Below are 19,997 nucleotides of genomic sequence, written 5' to 3'. Positions count from 1 at the left end.
ATGCTGACTCACCGGGCAATATGGGCCGCTATTGACGGCTTGGCCGAACGTTACGGCCTGACTGCGTCCGGACTCGCCCGCAAGGCCGGGCTGGATCCGACCACCTTCAACCGCTCGAAACGCACCTCTCGCGATGGCAAGCAGCGCTGGCCGTCCACTGAATCGATCGCCAAGGTGATCGAGGCCACCGGCGCCAGCGTGCCGGAATTCATGGACCTGCTGATCGAGACCGGCGGTGTGGCCCGCAGCACGCAGCGCGTGCCGCTGATCGGCCTGGCCCAGGCCGGCAAGGACGGTTTCTTCGACGATGCCGGCTTCCCGATCGGTGAGGGCTGGGAAAAGGTGCCCTTCCCCGAACTGGGCGACAGCCAGGCCTATGCCCTGGAGATCAGCGGCGACAGCATGCTGCCGGTTTATCGCGACGGCGACATCGTGATTGTCTCGCCGGCCGCCAGCGTGCGTCGCGGCGATCGCGTGATCGCCAAGACCGTGCAGGGCGAAGTCATGTGCAAGATGCTGGCGCGCCGCACGCTGACCCGCATCGAACTCGCCTCCTTCAATCCCGAATTCCCCGAGCGCGCCTTCGACGTGCAGGACATCGCCTGGATCGCCCGCATCATCTGGGCCGCGCAGTAATCCATGTCGGATTCTCTGGCAGCCGCACTCGGCCGGCTGCCGGCGCTGGTCGCCGGCGGCGGTTTCGCCTGGTGGTTCGAGAACGGCCGGCTGGAAAAAATCTCCGCCGATGCCGCTGCCCGCCGCGTCCGTGCCACGCCGCCGCTGCTGGTGCATGGCAGGGCGACTGCCACGCGGCTAGGTGTCGAACCCTTCCCGGCCTATGACCTGCTTGATCTCTTCGCCTTCGTACGGCCGGCGCGATTCTGCCTGCCGACACCCCATGGCCTGCTGGCGCGCCTCGAGCTTGACGCCGCCGACGATGAGGAAGCCGCCCAGTATCTGCACCATGCCGCGCAGACCCTGCTGGAAGAATTGCCGAAGCAGCAGCCGCGTGCGCTGAAGCGCAGCGCACGTCTCGCGCAGACACTGCAAAAAGCCGGCTGGCCCTGGGCCATCTATCTGCTCACCGCGCTGGGGCCCGAAGCTTCCAGCGTGCCGGCCGGCGGTTTCGGCGGCCTCGACATCTGGCAGGAACTGCCCGAATGGGTGGATTACGCGCCGCCGCCGCCACCGGATACGCAGACGGTGTCGCCGATGGAGGCGCGCGAGCGTCTGGCCCGCCTGCTGGGTACGACATCGGAGCTGCGCGAGACCCAGGCCGATTATGCCGCCACCACCGCGCAGGCTTTCGCGCCGCGCGAAATGATCGGCATGCCGGAAACCGTGCTGGCCGAAGCCGGCACCGGCATCGGCAAGACGCTGGGCTATATCGCACCCGCCAGTGTCTGGGCCGAGAAGAATGGCGGCACCGTCTGGCTCTCCACCTATACCAAGAACCTGCAGCGCCAACTGGATCGCGAACTCGACCGTCTGTTTTCCGATCCGGCCGAGAAGGCCGCCAAAGTGGTGGTGCGCAAGGGCCGCGAGAATTATCTCTGCCTGCTGAATCTGGAGGATGCGAGCCAGGGCGGCGTCGCGCGGCCCCAGGATATCGTGCCGCTCAGCCTGATCGCGCGCTGGGCCGGCGCCACCCGCGACGGCGACCTGGCTGGCGGCGATTTTCCCGCCTGGGCCGTCGACCTGCATGGCCGCAACCGCACGCTGGGACTGACCGATCAGCGTGGCGAATGCATTCATGCCGGCTGTCCGCATTACCGCAAATGCTTCATCGAGCGCAGCGTACGCAAATCGCGCAAGGCCGAGATGGTGATCGCCAACCACGCCCTGGTGATGATCCAGGCCGCGATGGGCGAGGATGAGTCGCAGAAGCCGCTGCGCTATGTCTTCGACGAAGGCCACCACCTGTTCGAAGCCGCCGACGGCGCTTTCGCCGCCCATCTGACCGGTATGGAAGGCGTCGACCTGCGGCGTTGGCTGCGTGGGCCGGAAGGCGGACGCCGCAGCCGCGCCCGCGGCCTGGCCAACCGCATCGGCGACCTGGTGGCGCAGGACGACCGCGGCAAGGCCATGCTGGATGCCATCGTCGAGGCCGCGCGCTGCCTGCCCGGCGAGGGCTGGCTGGCGCGTCTGGCCGAGGGTAATGCCAATGGCAGTGGCGAAAAGTTTCTGGCCAAAACACGCCAGCAGATACTGGCGCGTAGCGCCCAGCCGGACAGCCCCTATGGCCTGGAATGCCCGACGCGCGAGCCGGTCGAGGGCCTGATAGATGCCGCGCTGACCTTTGCCCATGGCATCGAACGTCTGCTTGAGCCGCTGAACGGCCTGAGCAAATCCTTAAGCGACATGCTGGCCGATGAAACCGCCGAACTGGACACGGCGACGCGCAGCCGCATGGAAGGCGCCGTGCGCGGCCTGCTGCGACGCAAGCTGACGCTGGATGCCTGGCGCAGCATGCTGCTCGACCTGCAGACCGAAACGCCATCGACCTTCGTCGACTGGTTCGGCCTGGAGCGCATCGACGGCCGCGATCTCGATCTCGGCCTCTATCGCCATTACCTCGACCCGATGCAGCCTTTCGCTGCCGCTGTGCTGAAACCGGCCCATGGCGTCGCCATCACATCGGCGACCTTGCGCGATATCGCGCCGATGAAAACCGATGCGGCGCCGGAAGCCGCCTGGGCCAGTGCCGAGATCCGCAGCGGCGCGCGCCATCTGCCGCAACCGGCCCGCCGTGCCGCCTTCCCCTCGCCCTTCGACTATGCCGGCCGCACCCGCGTGCTGGTAGTGACCGACGTGCGGCGCGATGCCATGGACCAGGTGGCCGCCGCCTATCGCGAACTCTTCTTGGCCTCCGGCGGCGGCGGCCTGGGGTTGTTCACCGCGATCTTCCGCCTGCGCGCCGTGCAGAAGCGCGTCCTGCGGCCGCTGGCCGAAGCCGGCCTTCCGTTATACGCACAGCATGTCGATCCGCTGGATAACGCCACGCTGGTCGACATCTTCCGCGCCGAGGAAAACGCCTGCCTGCTGGGCACGGACGCGATGCGCGATGGTGTCGATGTGCCGGGCGCGTCCTTGCGCCTGGTCGTCTTCGACCGCGTGCCCTGGCCGCGGCCCGACCTGCTGCACAAGGCGCGCAAGGCGGCTTTCGGCGGCCAGGCCTATGACGATCTGTTGACCCGCCTGAAGCTGAAGCAGGCCTATGGGCGACTTTTGCGGCGTGCTGACGATTACGGCGTCTTTGTTGTGCTGGACGCGCAGCTGCCCTCCCGTCTCCTCTCTGCTTTTCCGGCCAGCGTCGATGTACGCCGCGTCGGAATCAGGGACGCCGTGGCGGAAACGGCGAGCTTCCTCACATCGATGCGCGCCGGCACTGGCGAAGCGCAAAATCTCGCCTAAACTGGCAGCCATCCTTTCGCCGCATTCGGCCGCTAGTCGAAGCGCTCCCCGTTCCGAAGGCTTGTTCCGCATGTCGACCATCACGCCCCAGAATGCCCTGATCTATGCCATGGTCATTGCCGCCGTGGCCGACGGGAAGCTGAAAGACTCCGAAATCAACGCCATCGACGTGGCGGTGCGGCATCTGCCGATCTTCCGCGGCTACGGTCTCGACGCCATGCAGGTGGCCGTGGGCGACTGCGTGGCGCTGCTGGATCAGGAAGACGGCGTCGATGCGGTGCTCGGCCTGGTCAAGGAGGCCCTGCCGGCCGACTGGGTGGAAACCGCCTATGCGCTGGCCTGCGATATCGTCGCGGTCGACGGTCATGGCCGTCAGGAAGAACTGCGCTGGCTGGAAATGCTGCGTCACGAACTCGGCGTCGAGCGCCTGCATGCCGCTGCCATCGAGCGCGGCGCCGGCGTGCGCTACAAGCGCCTGCCGCACTAAAAATTCCGGAGACTATTCGGCGGCGGTCTGTAGCGCTGCCGTCGCCAGCGCGCTGCCCTGCGGCACGATCAGCGGAATGGCTTTCGCGCTGATCCGGGTCGCGGCTGGCAGCACAGCGGCAATATCGCCATCGGCCTGCACCGGTTCGCCGGCCTTGCCATGGATGACAATCTCGCGTCCACGCACCAGCTCGATTTCCGGCAGCTTCTGCAGCAGGCCAAGGGTCATCGCCGTTGTCGCGCGCAGCGCGCCGATGCGGCCGCCCATGCGGAACAGGCAGACCTCGAAGGCCGGATCGTCCAGCCGCGCATTGGGCGAGCAGATAAATTTCCCGCCGTAGAAATGGCCCTTGGCGATCACCGCCGAGGCGCAGTCGTAATCCTTGCCATCGATCGTCAGGCGATATCCCGGAACCTCGTACTGCACGAGCTGGCGTAAGGATTCGATCACATAGGAGGCCTTGCCGAGCCAGCGCTTCAGCTTCGGCGGCAGCTTGGCCACCACATGGGCGTCGAAGCCGACGCCGGCCATGATGGTGAAGAGCCTGTCATTCACAAAGCCCGGCCAGATCATGGTCTGCGGTCCATGCAGCACCGCCTGCATCACGCTGGGCGGATCGAGCGGCAGGCCGATTTCCATCGCCAGCACATTGGCAGTGCCCAGCGGAAAAATCCCGAGCGGCGCGCTGCGCTCCGGCAGACCATTGGCCACTTCGCCAATCGTGCCGTCGCCGCCGGCCGCCACCACCGCATCGTATTTCTCGGCATGGCCATCGGCGGCAAAGAGTTCGGCATCGCCACGTTTGCCGGTGGGCCGGAATTCGACCGCACAGCCGGCATCTTCCAGCAGGTCGAGATAGGCCTCCAGGCGATGGCGTTTCCGCCGCCCGGCCGTCGGGTTGTAGATCACCAGCAGACGGCGACGATAGGACGCAGGGACGGAGGAGCCGGACATGGCGGCCCGGATAGCAGATTTTCCGCCCGGGCGTCAGCCATGGTTTTGTGACAGTCGGGGCCGTGGCCCGGTCAGCAGCGCATACCAGAATATGCTAAGCCGGATGCATGACATGGTATGCGATTCGGCTCCTGCCGCTGCTCCTCCTTATACTGGCGACACCGGCCCGGGCCGCCGAACCGGCGCTCCTGCCAGCCGTGCTGGACGGCGACACCATCAAGATCGCCGGGGTGAACTACCGCCTGCATGGCATCGACGCTCCCGAAAAAGCCCAAATCTGCCAAAGGGATGGCCATGACTGGCTGTGCGGCCAGGAGGCGGCGGCCTATCTGCGCGGCCTGATCCGCGGCCGGGCCGTCACCTGCGCAGAGAAGGACCGCGACCGCTATGGCCGGGTGGTGGCCATCTGCTATGCCGGCGGGGACGACCTCAACCGGGCCATGGTGCGGGCCGGTCTGGCCTGGGCCTATACGGCTTACGCCCCGGATTACGCCGATGCCGAGCTGGAGGCCCAGATATTAAGGAATGGCATCTGGGCCCCCACGGCCACCGCCCAGCCGGCCTGGGACTGGCGGCGCGACAGACGGCAAAAACCGGCCCGAATCCGGGGTTGACAGCCCCTTGGCCCCGGCTATAGTGCGCCCCTCGAATTCAGGCGGTGCCGGACGGCCGGCGCTGCCGCTTTCTTATGGAATATCAAGATGTTCGCAGTGATCAAGACCGGCGGTAAGCAGTACAAGGTGGCAGCGGGCGACGTGCTCGAGGTCGAACTGGTGGCTGGCGAAGCCGGTGCCAAGATCGAATTCAACCAGGTTCTCGCCATCGGCAACGGCGCCGACGTCAAGCTCGGCAAGACGCTGAGCGGCGCCAAGGTCATCGCCGAAGTGGTCGGTCCGACCCGTGGCCCGAAGCTGGTCATCTTCAAGAAGCGCCGCCGTCAAAATTCGCGTCGCAAGAACGGTCATCGCCAGCATTACACTGCGGTGAAGATCCTCGAGATCGCCGCCTAAGCGCGCGCTGAACAGTTTAAGGAGACAGTTCCATGGCACATAAGAAAGCTGGCGGCTCTTCCCGCAACGGTCGCGACTCAGAGTCCAAGCGCCTCGGCGTCAAGAAGTACGGCAGCGAAGCCGTTGTCGCCGGCAACATCATCGTCCGCCAGCGCGGCACCAAGGTGCATCCGGGCAAGAATGTTGGCATCGGCAAGGATCACACCCTGTTCGCCACCGCCGATGGCAAGGTCAAGTTCCACGAGGGCAAGGGCAGCCGCTCGTATGTTTCGGTGCTCCCGCCGGAGGCGTAAGTAGACGCGCCTTTCCCGCAAGCATCACAATCGATCAAGGGGAATGGCGCAGGCCATTCCCCTTTTTCTTTGCCCTTACTGACAGACCGATATCCAGATGAAGTTCCTCGACCAGGCCAAGGTCTATATCGAAAGCGGACAGGGCGGCCCCGGCTCCGTCAGCTTCCGCCGCGAGAAGTTCATCGAATATGGTGGACCTGACGGCGGCAATGGCGGCAAGGGCGGCGATGTCTGGGTCGAATGCGTCGATGGCCTCAACACGCTGATCGACTATCGCTACCAGCAGCATTTCCGCGCCGCGCGCGGTGGCCATGGTTCCGGCCGCCAGCGCTCGGGTGCCAATTCCGATGACGTGATCCTGAAGGTGCCGAAGGGCACGCAGGTTCTGGCCGAGGATAACGAGACCCTGATCGCCGATCTGACCGAGATCGGCCAGAGAGTATTGCTGTGCAAGGGCGGCGATGGCGGTTTCGGCAACGAACATTTCAAATCGGCCACCAACCGCGCGCCGCGCCGCGCCGATCCCGGCTGGCCCGGTGAGGAAAAGTGGGTCTGGCTGCGTCTGAAACTGATCGCCGATGCCGGCCTGGTCGGCCTGCCCAATGCCGGCAAATCGACCTTCCTGAGCCGTGTCAGCCGCGCCAAGCCCAAGGTTGCCGATTATCCCTTCACCACACTGAAGCCGCAGCTCGGCGTGGTGAAATCGAACGACCGCGAATTCGTGCTGGCGGATCTGCCCGGCCTGATCGAAGGCGCCGCCGACGGTGCCGGCCTCGGCCATCGCTTCCTCGGCCATGTCGAACGCTGCGCGGTGATCCTGCACATGCTGGACGGCACCGCTGAAGATCCGGTGAAGGACTGGAAGCTGATCCGCAAGGAGCTGAAGGTCTATGGCGCAGACCTCGACAAGAAGCTGGAGATCATCGGTCTGAACAAGATCGATGCGATCCCGGCTGATGAACTGAAAGACAAGATCGCCAAGCTGAAACGCGCCGCGAAACGCCCGGTGCTGGCGCTTTCGGGCGTCACCGGCGAAGGCGTGCAGGTGGTGAGCGACGCACTCTATGCCATCATCGCCGAAGCGCGCGCGGCCGAGAAAGCGCGGATCGAGCTCGAGGCCGGCGAGGATGAGTAACGGCCTCGGCAAGGCCAATCTTCTTGAGGAGAGCCGGCGCATAGTCATCAAGGTCGGCTCGTCGCTGCTGGTCGATGCCGAGAAGAACACGCTGCGCGATGCATGGCTGACCGCCCTGGTCGAGGACATCGCGAAACTGCGCGCCGATGGAAAAGAAGTGCTGGTCGTCTCGTCGGGCGCCATTGCGCTCGGCCGGCGCATTCTCGGCCTCGAGGCGAAAGCCATGCGACTGGAGGAAAGCCAGGCTGCAGCCGCAGCCGGCCAGATCCGGCTGTCATCCGCCTGGCAGGACGCGCTGGCAAAACACAATCTGAAGACGGCGCAGCTGCTGCTGACGCTGGGCGACACGGAATCGCGCCGGCATTACCTGAATGCCCGCGAGACCGTGAACACGCTGCTGAAACTCGGCGTCGTGCCGGTGGTGAACGAGAACGACACCGTGGCCACTGCCGAAATCCGCTTCGGCGACAACGATCGCCTGGCCGCCCGCGTGGCCCAGATGATTTCGGCCGATTGCCTGGTGCTGCTGTCGGACATCGACGGACTCTACACCGCCGATCCCGGCCTCGACGCGAATGCGAAATTCCTCACCGAGATCGAGGCGATCACACCGGAGATCGAAGCCATGGCCGGCGTGTCGCGTTCCGGCCTCGGCCGCGGCGGCATGATCACCAAGATCGTCGCCGCCAAGATCGCAGTCGGCGCCGGCTGTGCCATGGTGATCGCCAACGGCAAACACCTGCATCCGGTGCAGAGCATACGCGACGGCGGACGCTGCACCTGGTTCCATGCCCATTCGACGCCGGCTGCCGCGCGCAAGCAGTGGATCGCCGGCCATCTCAATCCGCAGGGCACGCTGACGCTGGATGACGGCGCGGTGAAAGCGCTGCGGTCCGGCCGCTCGCTGCTCCCCGCCGGCGTCACCGCTGTCGACGGCCGTTTCCAGCGCGGCGATCTGGTCCGCGTCTGCACCCGCGACGGCACCGAGATCGCTGTTGGACTTTCGGCTTATGCCGATGAAGATGCCCGTCGCATCAAAGGCCACAAATCCGGCGACATTGAAGAGATTCTCGGCTACCGTGGCCGCGACGAAATGATCCATCGTGACGAGTTGGTACTGCGATGAACGTCCAGAGTTCTATCTCATCTGACAGCACGGCCCTGATGGCCGAGATCGGTCGTGCGGCGAAAGCGGCCGCCGCGATCCTGAGCACCGCCAACACGGCGCAGAAGAATGGCGCACTGCTGCATGCCGCCAAGGCACTGCGCGCCAGCGAGGCCGCCATCCTGGCCGCGAATGCGGAAGATGTGGCGGCTGGCAAAGCCAAGGGCCTGACGCCGGCCCTGCTCGATCGCCTGACCCTGAGCGCCAAGAGCATTGCCGGCATCGCGCAGGGCCTGGAAGAAATCGCGGCGCTGGCCGATCCCGTGGGCGATGTGATCGCCTGCTGGACCCGGCCCAACGGCCTCAAGATCGAACGCGTGCGCACGCCGCTGGGCGTGATCGGCGTGATCTATGAAAGCCGGCCCAATGTGACCGCCGATGCCGGTGGCCTGTGCCTGAAAGCCGGTAATGCCTGCGTGCTGCGCGGCGGCTCGGAAAGCTACAAATCCAGCAAGGCGATCCATGCCTGCCTGGTCGAAGGCCTGCGGCAGGCTGGCTTGCCCGAGGCGGCGATTCAGCTGGCGCCCACCACCGACCGCGCCTTCGTCGGCGCCATGCTGGCTGCGCCGGAGTATCTCGATGTGATCGTGCCGCGCGGCGGCAAGTCGCTGGTGGCACGCGTGCAATCCGAGAGCCGCGTGCCGGTCTTCGCCCATCTCGATGGCAATGTGCATATCTATGTCGAGCACAGCATCGAACTGGTGATGGCCGAACAGATCGTGCTGAACGCCAAGCTGCGCCGCACCTATGTCTGCGGCGCTGCCGAGACGCTGCTGATTGAGCGTGCTGCCGTCGCTACGCATCTTAACCGCCTGGTGCAGGCTCTGCTGGATGCCGGCTGCGAAGTGCGCGGCGATGCCGATGTGCAACTCGCCGATCCGCGCGTGAAACCGGCCACCGAGGCCGACTGGGCAACGGAATATCTGGATGCCATTATCGCCGTGAAGGTGGTGGAGGGCATTGACGACGCCATTGCCCATATCAGCACCTATGGCTCGCATCATACCGACGCCATCCTGACACAGGACGCGCAAAACGCCGCGCAGTTCATGAGCCGGCTCGACAGCGCCATCCTGCTGCATAATGCCTCGACGCAGTTCGCCGATGGCGGCGAGTTCGGCATGGGCGCCGAGATCGGCATCGCCACTGGCAAGATGCATGCGCGCGGCCCGGTCGGCGTGGAGCAGCTCACCACCTTCAAATATCTGGTGCATGGCACCGGCCAGATCCGGCCCGGTTGATCGAGCAATCCGGCGGGCGCGGCGCATGATCCCTCCTCTTGGTTCGCGCCAGCGCCTGCGCATCGGCCTGCTCGGCGGCTCGTTCAATCCCGCCCATGCCGCCCATCGCGAGATCAGCCTGACGGCACTGCACCGGCTGAAGCTGGATCAGATCTGGTGGCTGGTCAGTCCGCAGAATCCCCTGAAAAGCCGCAGCGGCATGGCGCCCCTGGGCAAGCGCCTGGCCCAGGCTCGGGCCACCGCCGCCCATCCCGCCATCCGGGTCACCGCCATCGAGGATACTCTGGGTACGCGCTATACCGCCGACACCCTGCGACGCCTGCGGCTGCATTATCCGATGGCGCAGTTCGTCTGGCTGATGGGCGCCGACAACCTGGCGCAGTTCCACCACTGGCGCGACTGGCAGGATATTGCCGGGCAGATGCCGATCGCAGTCCTCGACCGGCCGGGTTACAACCTGACCGCGCCGCAGAACCCGGCCGGACAGTGGCTGTCCCGCTTCCGCGTCCCGCGCCACCAGGCCGTCGCCCTGGCCGCCATGCCGGCGCCGGCCTTCCTGCTGCTGAAATCCAAGCTCAACCCCTTGAGTGCGACGGCGCTGCGGGCGAAGAATAGACAATAGGGAGAACGGCCATGAACAGCTATCTCGTGTCTTACGACTACGGCTCTGCCGGCCTCTGGGCCATCGTGAAAGCCCCGGACAAGGCGAGTATCGCCAAGCGCTTCCCCAAGGTCGACATCATGGAAGACAAGCCGGTCTCGATGACCGCAGTGGAATACGGCAAGCTCATCACCTACGACCTCAATGGCACGCTGCCGCAATGGCTGGCGGAGCTTGAGGTGAAGTAACCCTTACGAGACCTTGATGACCACCTTGCCGGTGGTCTTGCGCGACAGCAGCGCCTGCATCGCCTGCGGCACCTGGTCGAGCGCAAATGTACCCGAGACATGGGGCTTCAGGCGGCCCTGTTCGTAGAGCGCCAGCAAGGCGGCAAAGTTGGCGCGATTCTTCTCCGGCTCGCGCGCGGCAAACGCACCCCAGAAAACGCCGACGATGCTGCAGCCCTTGATGAGCGCCAGATTGGCCGGCGCTTCCGGGATGCGGCCCGAGGCAAAACCGATCACCAGCAGACGACCATCCCAGTTGATGCAGCGCAACGACTGGTCGAAGGCATCACCGCCGACCGCGTCATAGATCACATCGGCGCCGTTGCCACCGGTGAGTTCCTTCACGCGGTCCTTGATGCTTTCGGTGCTGTAGTTGATGACATGGGCGGCGCCATACTCTTTCACGATGGCGGCCTTCTCGTCGGAGCCGACCGTGCCGATCACGGTGGCGCCGAGTTCGCGGCCGAGTTCCACGGCATTCAGGCCGACGCCGCCGGCAGCACCATGCACCAGCAGCACCTCGCCCTTTTTCATGCGGCCGCGATCGACCAGTGCATGATAGGTCGTGCCGTAGGTGATGGGAAAACCGGCGGCTGTCTCATACGGCATGCTGGCCGGAATCTTGAACACATTCCCGGCCGGACACTGCACCTGCTCGCCGAAAGCGCCGCTGCCGGTGGTGGCCATGACGCGGTCGCCGGCTTTCAGGTCGCTGACCTTCTCGCCCACAGCCACAACCTCGCCGGCGCATTCCATGCCGGGCGCAAAGGGGAAGCTCGGCTTGAACTGGTATTTGCCGGCGATCATCAGCGTGTCGGGGAAATTCAGGCCGGCGGCATGCACCTTGATGCGCACCTCTTTCGGGCCGAGCGCCGGCAGCGTCAGATCGTCGAGCACCAGGCTCTCCGGGCCGCCCCAGGCCTTGCACACCATCGCCTTCACAGTGATTGCCGACATTGCTGAACGCTCCCTGGCTTTATTATTCTTATGCTGCAGATACAGAAATGGCGCCGATGTGAACCGGCGCCATTTGCAATCGCTGTGGTCTTACTTCGGCGACATGACCATGGTCATCTGCCGGCCTTCCATCTTGGGCGTCTGCTCCATCTTGGCCTTTTCGCCAAGATCGTCGCGCACGCGATCAAGCAGTTTCATGCCGAGTTCCTGGTGGGCCATTTCACGGCCGCGGAAGCGCAGCGTCACCTTGACCTTGTCGCCTTCCTCGAGGAAGCGCACCATCGCCCGCATCTTCACGTCATAGTCATGCGTGTCGATCATCGGGCGCAGCTTGATCTCTTTGAGTTCGATGATCTTCTGCTTCTTGCGCGCCTCGGCGGCCTTCTTCTGCTCCTCGTACTTGTACTTGCCAAAGTCGAGGATCTTGCAGACGGGCGGATCGGCGGTGGGCGAAATCTCGCAGAGATCGAGGCCGGCTTCTTCAGCCAGACGCAGCGCTTCGCGGATCTGGACCACACCGCGGTTCTCGCCTTCGGCGTCGATCAGGCGCACCTGGGGGACGTCGATCTCGTGATTAATACGCGGGCCGTCGGATTTCGGGGCCTGCTGGGTATTCATTGGGGGACGGGCTATGACGCGCTCCTAAAGTAGTTACAACAAAATCAGTAGGTTAAGGCGAATGCAGCTAGGGTCAGCCCTGGGGCATCCGTGCCTCGGCCGACAATCTAGCAATCGCCTCGGCCAACGCAATGGTTTCCTGCTGCTCCGTGCCCAGACGCCGCAGCGTCACGGTGCCCTGTTCGGCTTCCTTTTTGCCGACCACCAGGATCACCGGCACCTTGGCCAGGCTGAGCTCGCGGATCTTGTAGTTGATCTTCTCGTTACGCAGGTCGGTATCGACCCGCAGGCCGGCGGCATCGAGCTGGTCGGCCACCTGCTGGGCGTAAGCATCGCAATCCGAGACGATCGGCGCGACCACGGCCTGTAAGGGAGCCATCCAAAGCGGGAGACGGCCGGCATACTGTTCCAGCAGGATGCCGATGAAGCGCTCGAAGCTGCCCAGGATCGCGCGATGCAGCATCACCGGACGATGGCGGGCGCCATCAGCGCCAACGTAATCCGCATCCAGGCGCTCGGGCAGCACGAAATCGACCTGCAGGGTGCCGCACTGCCAGTCGCGGCCGATGGTGTCGCGCAGCACAAATTCCAGCTTCGGGCCATAGAAGGCGCCCTCGCCGGGATTCAGCGTGTAGTCGAGGCCCGATGCGACGCAGGCATCCTTCAGCGCATTCTCGGCCTTGTCCCAGGTCTCGTCCGAGCCGGCGCGCTTGGCCGGGCGGTCGGAGAACTTCACCTTGATCTCGGTGAAGCCCATGTCCTTGTAGATCGATTGCAACAGGTCGCAGAAGATCTTGCTCTCCGAGATGATCTGGTCCTCGGTGCAGAAGATATGCGCGTCGTCCTGGGTGAAGTTGCGCACGCGCATGATGCCATGCAGCGCGCCGCCCGGCTCGAAGCGGTGGCAGGAGCCGAACTCGGCCATACGCAGCGGCAGGTCGCGGTAGCTCTTGAGGCCCTGGTTGAAAATCTGCACATGGCAGGGGCAGTTCATCGGCTTCAGCGCGAAGATGCGCGCGTCCGGATCGGCCGCATACTCGCGCAGGCCCTCTTCATTCTCCGCGATATACATGCTTTCGCGGAACTTCTCCCAGTGACCCGAGGCCTCCCACAGCTTGCGGTCGACCAGCTGCGGCGTCTTCACTTCCAGATACTTCGCCTTTTCCAGGCGCTGGCGCATGTAGCGTTCCAGAGTCCGATACAGCGTCCAGCCCTTGGGATGCCAGAACACCATGCCGGCGGCTTCTTCCTGCTGATGGAAGAGACCCATTTCCTTGCCAAGACGGCGATGGTCGCGCTTCTCGGCCTCTTCCAGCCGCTTCAGATAGGCGTCGAGTTCCTTCTGGTCGCGCCAGGCGGTGGCATAGACGCGCTGCAGCTGGCGATTGTTGGCATCGCCGCGCCAGTAGGCGCCCGAGACCTTCATCACCTTGAACACCGGCGGCAGCTTGCCGGTGGAGGGCAGATGCGGCCCCATGCAGAGGTCGAGCCAGCTGTCGCCCTGGCGATAGACCGAAATGGCTTCGCCGCGCTTGGCAATTTCCGCCACCCATTCGGCCTTGTAGGTCTCGCCGATGGACGTGAAATAATCGACGGCCTTCTGCGGTTCCCATTCCTCGCGGCTGATCGGCAGGTCGCGCTTGACGATCTCGGCCATGCGCTGCTCGATCTTGCCGAAGTCTTCCGGCGTGAAGGGCTCGTCGCGCACGAAGTCGTAATAGAAGCCGTCGTCGGTCGACGGCCCGAAGGTGATCTGGGTGCCGGGGAACAGCTCCTGCACCGCCTGCGCCATCACATGGGCGCCGTCATGGCGGATCAGCTCGAGCAGCTCGGCCTCGTTCTTGTCCTTCAGCGTCACGATCTCGAGCTTCACGTCGCGCGTGATCGGCGTCTTCAGGTCCTTGAGCACGCCATCCAGGCGGATGGCCAGCGCCGCCTTGGCCAGGCCGGCGCCGATGCTGGCCGCCACATCCGCGCCGGTGCTGCCGGCCGTGTAAGTTCGCACGCTGCCATCGGGCAGGGTGACGCGGACTTCGGCAGCAGAAAGGGCAGAGCTGGACATGATTTAGCGGACCTCCAAGGGGGCGCAGCCTAGCCGCCCCACTCCCCCTGTCAAGCCAGCGCCCCGGTCGATTCCGGGCCGATTCCGGGCAGGCAAACCGGGCATTGCCGCTTTCGGCGGCAGGGTGGCCCGGCCTGCGGAATCCCCGCGGCGGAATTCGCTGGGCCGGCCGGCCGAACCATGCTGGCATAGCCTTCGCATAACCGGACGGGGAAACCGTCATAACAGGGGGCTTAATCATGCGTATCCGATCCATTCTGGCTGCCACGCTGGCCGTCACCGGCCTGGCCGCCGTCAGCCTTGGCGCACCGGCGGCTTTCGCCGGCGCCACCTTCGATGCCGTCAAGGCCAAGGGCTTCGTGCAATGCGGCGTGAACGGCAGTGTCGCCGGCTTCTCGGCGCCGAACAGCCAGGGCCTGTGGACCGGCATCGATGTCGATATGTGCCGCGCCGTGGCCGCCGCCGTCTTCGGCGATTCCAGCAAGATCAAATACACCGCGCTAACGGCGCAGCAGCGCTTTGTCGCCCTGCAGTCGGGCGAGATCGACGTGCTGACCCGCAACGTGACGCAGACCCTGCTACGCGACGCCTCGCTCGGCCTGCGCGAAGCCGGAGTGAATTTCTATGATGGCCAGGGCTTCATCGTGAACAAGAAGCTGGGCGTGAAGTCGGCGAAGGAACTGAACGGCTCGACCATCTGCGTGCAGCCCGGCACCACCACCGAGCTGAACCTCTCGGATTACTTCCGCAAGTCCAACATGACCTTCAAGGCGGTGGTGATCGAAAAGGTGGACGAGAATATCGCCGCCTTCAGCTCCGGCCGTTGCGACGTTTACACCACCGATGCCTCGCAGCTCGCCGCCGTGCGCGTCACCGCACTGAGCCCGCCGGATGATTACATCATCCTGCCCGAGCGTATTTCCAAGGAGCCGCTCGGCCCCATGGTGCGCCAGGGCGACGACCAGTGGTACCAGGTGGTGAAATGGGCGCTGCTGGCGCTGAAGGAAGCCGAGGAACTCGGCATCACCCAGCAGAATGTCGACGAGATGCTGAAAAGCGAGGATCCGGTGATCAAGCGCTTCCTCGGCGTCACGCCGGGCTATGGCAAGGCGCTTGGCCTCGATGAGAAATGGGCTTACTGGATCGTCAAGCAGATCGGCAATTACGGCGAGAGCTTCGAGCGCAACCTGGGCAAGGGCAGCCCGGTCAAGCTGGAACGCGGCCTCAACGACCTGTGGACCAAGGGCGGCCTGATGTACGCCATCCCGCTGCGGTAAGATCCGCGTCGCTGTGCCGTCGCGTCAGGCCTTTTTCTCCTGCGCGGCGGCCAGTTCGGCATCCTTCGCCCGTATCCGCGCCAGCGCCGGGCGCTGGGCGAAGCGCTCGATATAGGTCTTGATCAGCGGTGTCACCGGCACAATGCCAAAGCCGGTGGTCCAGGTCAGCGCCATGCCCCACAGGATATCCAGCGCGGTGAAGCGCTTGCCCAGCATATAGGGCCCCTGCGAGAGCTGCTCGTTCAGCGTCTTCATCACCAGGTCGTAATCGCCATAGGGGCTCATGCCCGGCGGCGCCGGTTCGCGCTTCAGCGCGCGGTCGACCAGCGCCGGCTCGAAACACGAGCCATAATAGGCCATCCAGCGCAGGTAAGGCCCGCGGTCGGGATCGTCGAAGGCCGGTGCCAGACCGGCCTCGGCGAACAGGTCGGCCAGATAGATGAAGATCGCCACCTGTTCGGTGATCAGCGCATCGCCATGGCGGATCGCCGGCACCTTGCCCATCGGATTGACGCCGAGATAGGCGGGCTGGCGGTTCTCGCCGGCCTTGAGGTTCACCACCTGCAGATCGTAGGTGGCACCCAGCTCTTCCAGCAGCAGCAGCACGCCGGCCGAACGGCTGTTGGTCGCATGGAACAGCGTCAGCTTGCGCCTGTCATTCACGGATCTGTCAGGCATGGCGAACCTCTCAACCGTGATCGGGGAACAGCAGCCTCGTATAGACGCGGATATAGGCGTCGCACATCGCGTCGATGGTGAAGCGCTCCGACACATGACGGCGCGCCCGTTCGGCGATGGCGACGCGGCGCGTCGGTGTCAGCTTGAGCGCCTCGTCCAGCGCATCGGCCAGCGCATCGGGATCGGATGGCGGCACCAGCCAGCCGGTCTCGCCCGGCAGCACAGTTTCGCGCGAGCCGCCGTGATCGGTGGCCACCACCGGCTTGCCCATCGCCTGCGCCTCGACGGCGACGCGGCCGAAACCTTCGGGGAAGGTGGAGGCCGAAACCACCACATCGGCCAGCATATAGGCAGCCGGCATGTCCTTGCCGTCACCCGGCATGCGCACGCAGCGATCGAGGCCGAGCTGCACGATCAGACCCTCAAGGTCGGCACGATAGCCTTCGCGCCCCTGGGTATCGCCGAGCAACACCGCGGTGAAATCCTGTTTGCCCTCATGGCGCTCAGCCAGCTTGGCCAGCGCGCGCAACAGCACAGTATGGCCCTTCCAGCGCGTCAGCCGGCCGGGCAGCAGGATCACCGGGCGGCCGTCAACCAGGCGCCACTGCTGCTGCAGGTTGGACAGGCGTTCGGGATAGATGCGGCCGGGATCGAATTTCGCCAGATCGATACCGCGCGGAATGGTGACCAGACGGGCGCGCGGCACGCCGAAGGCCTTGTTGGCGTAGTCGGCGACGAAATCGGAAATCGCCACCACCATGTCGCCCTTGGCCATCGGCCCGGCCCAGAACTTGCGGAACCAGCTATGCGACTTGTAGGCATTGTGGAAGGTGGTCACCAGCGGCACGCCGCAGCGCTGCGCCGCCAGCCGCGCCGACCAGGCCGGCGCGCGCGAACGCACATGCACCAGATCGACCGGCAGGCTGCGGATCAGCGCTTCCAGCTTCGCGGCATTCTTGCGGATGGTGAAGGGATTCTTGCTGGCGACCGGCAGGGTGATGTGTTTGGCCCCGGCGCGCTCCAGCTCGCGCACCATCGGCCCGCCAGCCGAAACCACATAGGAGACCCAGCCGGCCCTGGCCAGCGCCTTGGCAGTATCCACGGTACCGCGTTCGACGCCGCCGGTGACCAGCGCCGGCAGCACCTGCATCACGGCGGGCGGTCTTCCCGGGTTATGGGTATTCAGGGTAGAAAGGGGGGTGTCTGGCATTGCGGCTGAAAGACTCGAGGCAGGCCACTATAGGCCGCCTGCCGGGTAGCGCAAAGCCGGGCCTGTGGCAAGTGAGCGGGGGGCGGGCATGCCTGCATTTGGCAGATTTGCACTATGTGTCCTGGTTTCGAGCCTCGCGGTGGCGACGGCCGCGGCGCAGACGACCGGCAAGAATCCCTCCCATGCCGACATCCTGCGCGGTTTCGATGCCGCCGCCTTCTGGGCCAGCCGCGAGGATGTCGATTACGGCGGCACCTACAATCCCACTGGCATGGTGATCAAGTGGCAACGGCCGATCCGCTACCGGGTCGAGGGCCTGCAGTACAATGCCGACGCGATCAAGGTGGCGGTCGACGCCCTGACCCGCATGGGCGGGATTGCCGGCATCAATGTGCAGGAGGCCAAGACCGAAGCCGAAGCCAACTTCACCTTCGTCTTCCGCGACGTCGCTGTATTCACGATGCCGAACGGTCGGCGCGCCGGCTGTTACAAGACGCCGAGCTACAATGCGTTGAGCGGCCAGATGGCCAAGGCGGTGCTGCAGGTCAACCTGTCCTTCAAAGGACTGGAACATTGCATCATTCATGAGACGCTGCACGGCTTCGGCCTGCTGAACCATCCGCACAAGCTTCACTCGGTGCTGAGTTACTACACCACCAGCTTCGTCCATGACCTGACCGAAGCGGATATCGTGATGCTGCAGACTCTGTACGATCCACGCATGAAAGCAACGAGTTCGCGGCTGGCTGGCCTGATCCTGGCGGACGGGATCATCGAGGAAAAACGCCGCGCCCTGAATCCTGCCGCGCCGCCCAAGACGGACTCCACGGCGATTTTCCAGGCCGCCTTCGCCGATCTGGAAAAGACGGCCGCCACCGGCAATGTGCGCGCGCACCTCTATCTGGCCGAAGCCTATCGCTTCGGTCTCGTCGTGCCGCAGGACGGGGCGAAGATGCAGCAGAGCATCGACCGTGCGGCCGCCCTGCCCGAGATCGCCCAGCGCTTCGACGTCGCCTATGCCCTGGCCGCCGGCCAGTTTGTGCCTCAGGACGAAAGCCGTGCGGCGGCACTGTATCGCCGCAATGCCGAGACCGGCCATATCGTGTCGCAGAACAATCTCGCGGTGCTGCTGCGGGACGGCAAGGGCGTGACACAGGATCTGCAGGAGGCCCTGATGTGGTTCACCATCGCCGCCGGCAAGGATTACAGCCTGGCCGAACGCAACCGCCAGAGATTGCTGCCGCAGATTTCCGAAGAGGATCATGCTGCCGCGACCCGGCGCGCGGCAGCATGGAAACCCGGACCATAAGCCGCTAGATAAGACGGCATGAGCGGATACGCCATGGGGCAAAGACTGCAGTGATGCGGCATATCAGGGTTCTGGCCCGGTTCGTCATATTGGCAGGCGGCCTGTGGATCGGCGCCGTCGGCATTGTCGCGGCGCGCACCCCTGCGCCATCCCCGACGCCGTCCCATGAGGATATCCTGCGTGGCTTCGATGCCAGCGCGCTGTCGGCCAGCCGGGAGGATACCGCCTATGGCGGCAGTTACGATCCGGTCGGCATGATCGTCAAATGGCAGAAGCCGATCGTCTACCGGATCGAAGGCCTGCGCTCGCGGCCGGATGCCATTACCCTCGCCATCGCCACACTGAGACAGCAGGCCGCGTTGGCCGGCGTCGAAGTCCGCCCGGCCGCCGCACCCAGTGAAGCCAACTACACCATCACCTTCCGCAATGTCGCCGCATTCAATATCGGTGACCGCAAGGCGATCTGCTACGCGACTTATAATTTCGATACCATCGGCCATATGCAGTGGGCCGCGCTGCAGATCAATCTGGCGGCGCCCAGCCTGGAACGCTGCGTGCGGCACGAGGTTCTGCACAGTTTCGGCCTGCTGAACCATCCGCATCGCCTGCATTCGGTTATGAGCTATCAGACCGGCGACCAGGTTGCCGATCTCACCGAGGCCGATCTGGTGCTGCTGCGCAGCCTGTATGATGCGCGCATAACCCCGGCCATGTCGCGGCTGGCGGCCCTGGTGACGGTCGACGGCCTGATCGAAGCCAACCGCCGTGCCCTCAATCCGGCGGCGCCGCCAAAGACCGATTCCGCCCCGGTGCTGCGCGATGTGATCGCCGATCTGGAGCAGGCCGCGGGCGGCGGCAACGTGCGCGCGATGATGTATCTCGCCGAAGCGGCCTGGCAGGGTTATGGCATGCCGAAGAATCCCGCCCGCATGACGGCCCTGATCGACCGCGCCGCGACGACCCGGGATGTGGTGTCGCGCTTCGATCTGGCTTTTGCCTTGGCCAGCGGCCGTTATGTGCCCAAGGATGAAGCCCGCAGCGCGGCCCTGTACCGGCGCAATGCCGAGGCTGGCCATACGGTTTCGCAGAGCAATTTCGCCCTGATGCTGGTCAATGGCGTCGGTGTGCCGGTGGACCACACCGCGGCGCTAATGTGGTTCACGCTGGCCGCCCGCGGCAACAACGCCATGGCCGAACGCGGTCGCCGGTTGCTGACGCAAAGCCTGCCGCCGGAGCAGCGACAGGAGGCCGCCCGGCGCGTGGCGGCATGGAAACCGACGCCATAAGCCGCTAGATAAG

The 19,997-nt window shown here is 64.9% G+C and carries 20 protein-coding genes; 14 read left to right on the top strand and 6 right to left on the bottom strand.

Annotated elements, in window-relative coordinates; translation table 11 throughout:
* The 3 genes from AC1ROB_RS03725 to AC1ROB_RS03715 all read left to right on the top strand — a co-directional run bounded on the left by AC1ROB_RS03725 (position 1) and on the right by AC1ROB_RS03715 (position 3,901).
* Entirely contained in the window at positions 1-636 is a 636-nt protein-coding gene (locus tag AC1ROB_RS03725; RefSeq protein WP_492973727.1) for a S24 family peptidase, read from the top strand.
* Between the two features lie 3 nt (positions 637-639).
* Entirely contained in the window at positions 640-3,414 is a 2,775-nt protein-coding gene (locus AC1ROB_RS03720; protein WP_492973728.1) for an ATP-dependent DNA helicase, read from the top strand.
* A 70-nt stretch (positions 3,415-3,484) separates the two neighbouring features.
* On the top strand, positions 3,485-3,901 hold the full coding sequence (locus AC1ROB_RS03715) for a tellurite resistance TerB family protein (RefSeq protein WP_492973729.1): 417 nt from the start codon (positions 3,485-3,487) through the stop codon (positions 3,899-3,901).
* A gap of 12 nt (positions 3,902-3,913) precedes the next feature.
* On the opposite strand, the gene AC1ROB_RS03710 is transcribed toward AC1ROB_RS03715, so the two are convergent.
* Complete coding sequence (locus tag AC1ROB_RS03710; RefSeq protein ID WP_492973730.1) at positions 3,914-4,855, bottom strand: diacylglycerol/lipid kinase family protein; 942 nt, start codon at positions 4,853-4,855, stop codon at positions 3,914-3,916.
* A gap of 107 nt (positions 4,856-4,962) precedes the next feature.
* Between AC1ROB_RS03710 and AC1ROB_RS03705 the strand changes: the two genes are divergently transcribed.
* The 8 genes from AC1ROB_RS03705 to AC1ROB_RS03670 all read left to right on the top strand — a co-directional run bounded on the left by AC1ROB_RS03705 (position 4,963) and on the right by AC1ROB_RS03670 (position 10,548).
* On the top strand, positions 4,963-5,469 hold the full coding sequence (locus AC1ROB_RS03705) for a thermonuclease family protein (RefSeq protein WP_492973731.1): 507 nt from the start codon (positions 4,963-4,965) through the stop codon (positions 5,467-5,469).
* An 87-nt stretch (positions 5,470-5,556) separates the two neighbouring features.
* A complete protein-coding gene (rplU, locus tag AC1ROB_RS03700) occupies positions 5,557-5,865 on the top strand; it encodes a 50S ribosomal protein L21 (protein ID WP_492973732.1) in 309 nt (102 codons plus the stop codon).
* A 32-nt stretch (positions 5,866-5,897) separates the two neighbouring features.
* A complete protein-coding gene (gene rpmA, locus AC1ROB_RS03695; protein WP_492973733.1) occupies positions 5,898-6,158 on the top strand; it encodes a 50S ribosomal protein L27 in 261 nt (86 codons plus the stop codon).
* Between the two features lie 97 nt (positions 6,159-6,255).
* Positions 6,256-7,293 (top strand): GTPase ObgE, encoded by a 1,038-nt coding sequence (gene obgE / locus AC1ROB_RS03690; protein ID WP_492973734.1) that lies wholly within the window; start codon positions 6,256-6,258, stop codon positions 7,291-7,293.
* Positions 7,286-8,419 (top strand): glutamate 5-kinase, encoded by a 1,134-nt coding sequence (gene proB, locus AC1ROB_RS03685; RefSeq protein ID WP_492973735.1) that lies wholly within the window; start codon positions 7,286-7,288, stop codon positions 8,417-8,419. Before obgE ends, proB begins: the two co-directional genes overlap by 8 nt.
* Positions 8,416-9,699 carry a glutamate-5-semialdehyde dehydrogenase gene (locus AC1ROB_RS03680; RefSeq protein ID WP_492973736.1) on the top strand — a complete coding sequence of 428 codons (1,284 nt, stop codon included), beginning with the start codon at positions 8,416-8,418 and terminating at the stop codon, positions 9,697-9,699. The genes proB and AC1ROB_RS03680 overlap by 4 nt, the downstream gene beginning before the upstream one ends.
* A 25-nt stretch (positions 9,700-9,724) precedes the next feature.
* The gene (locus AC1ROB_RS03675) at positions 9,725-10,321 is read left to right on the top strand and encodes a nicotinate-nucleotide adenylyltransferase (protein ID WP_492973737.1); all 597 of its coding nucleotides are present in this window, start codon (positions 9,725-9,727) and stop codon (positions 10,319-10,321) included.
* 11 nt (positions 10,322-10,332) lie between these two features.
* Positions 10,333-10,548: a hypothetical protein gene (locus AC1ROB_RS03670; RefSeq protein WP_492973738.1), complete on the top strand. Its 216-nt coding sequence runs from the start codon at positions 10,333-10,335 to the stop codon at positions 10,546-10,548.
* Positions 10,549-10,551: 3 nt separating this feature from the next.
* Here AC1ROB_RS03670 and AC1ROB_RS03665 read toward each other — a convergent pair whose 3' ends face one another.
* The 3 genes from AC1ROB_RS03665 to thrS form a co-directional block, all read right to left on the bottom strand.
* Positions 10,552-11,544, bottom strand: coding sequence for an NADPH:quinone oxidoreductase family protein (locus AC1ROB_RS03665; protein WP_492973739.1), 993 nt, complete (start codon positions 11,542-11,544; stop codon positions 10,552-10,554).
* Positions 11,545-11,634: 90 nt separating this feature from the next.
* Complete coding sequence (gene infC / locus AC1ROB_RS03660; RefSeq protein WP_492973740.1) at positions 11,635-12,162, bottom strand: translation initiation factor IF-3; 528 nt, start codon at positions 12,160-12,162, stop codon at positions 11,635-11,637.
* A 73-nt stretch (positions 12,163-12,235) separates the two neighbouring features.
* The gene (thrS, locus tag AC1ROB_RS03655; RefSeq protein WP_492973741.1) at positions 12,236-14,224 is read right to left on the bottom strand and encodes a threonine--tRNA ligase; all 1,989 of its coding nucleotides are present in this window, start codon (positions 14,222-14,224) and stop codon (positions 12,236-12,238) included.
* 239 nt (positions 14,225-14,463) lie between these two features.
* Here thrS and AC1ROB_RS03650 point away from each other — a divergent pair, with 239 nt between their 5' ends.
* Positions 14,464-15,501 (top strand): amino acid ABC transporter substrate-binding protein, encoded by a 1,038-nt coding sequence (locus AC1ROB_RS03650; protein WP_492973742.1) that lies wholly within the window; start codon positions 14,464-14,466, stop codon positions 15,499-15,501.
* Positions 15,502-15,525: 24 nt separating this feature from the next.
* Here AC1ROB_RS03650 and AC1ROB_RS03645 read toward each other — a convergent pair whose 3' ends face one another.
* Positions 15,526-16,179: a glutathione S-transferase family protein gene (locus tag AC1ROB_RS03645; RefSeq protein ID WP_492973743.1), complete on the bottom strand. Its 654-nt coding sequence runs from the start codon at positions 16,177-16,179 to the stop codon at positions 15,526-15,528.
* 10 nt (positions 16,180-16,189) lie between these two features.
* Entirely contained in the window at positions 16,190-17,329 is a 1,140-nt protein-coding gene (locus tag AC1ROB_RS03640) for a glycosyltransferase family 4 protein (RefSeq protein WP_492973783.1), read from the bottom strand.
* Positions 17,330-17,477: 148 nt separating this feature from the next.
* On the opposite strand from AC1ROB_RS03640, the gene AC1ROB_RS03635 reads away from it, so the two are divergent.
* Entirely contained in the window at positions 17,478-18,698 is a 1,221-nt protein-coding gene (locus AC1ROB_RS03635) for a DUF2927 domain-containing protein (protein ID WP_492973744.1), read from the top strand.
* A 53-nt stretch (positions 18,699-18,751) separates the two neighbouring features.
* Positions 18,752-19,984 carry a DUF2927 domain-containing protein gene (locus AC1ROB_RS03630; RefSeq protein ID WP_492973745.1) on the top strand — a complete coding sequence of 411 codons (1,233 nt, stop codon included), beginning with the start codon at positions 18,752-18,754 and terminating at the stop codon, positions 19,982-19,984.
* Positions 19,985-19,997 lie beyond the last annotated feature (13 nt).

The organism is Ferrovibrio sp. GW821-FHT12F09 (assembly GCF_058806775.1).
The sequence above is the reverse complement of the archived record's forward strand: the minus strand, read 5'-3'. Positions and strand labels throughout refer to the sequence as shown.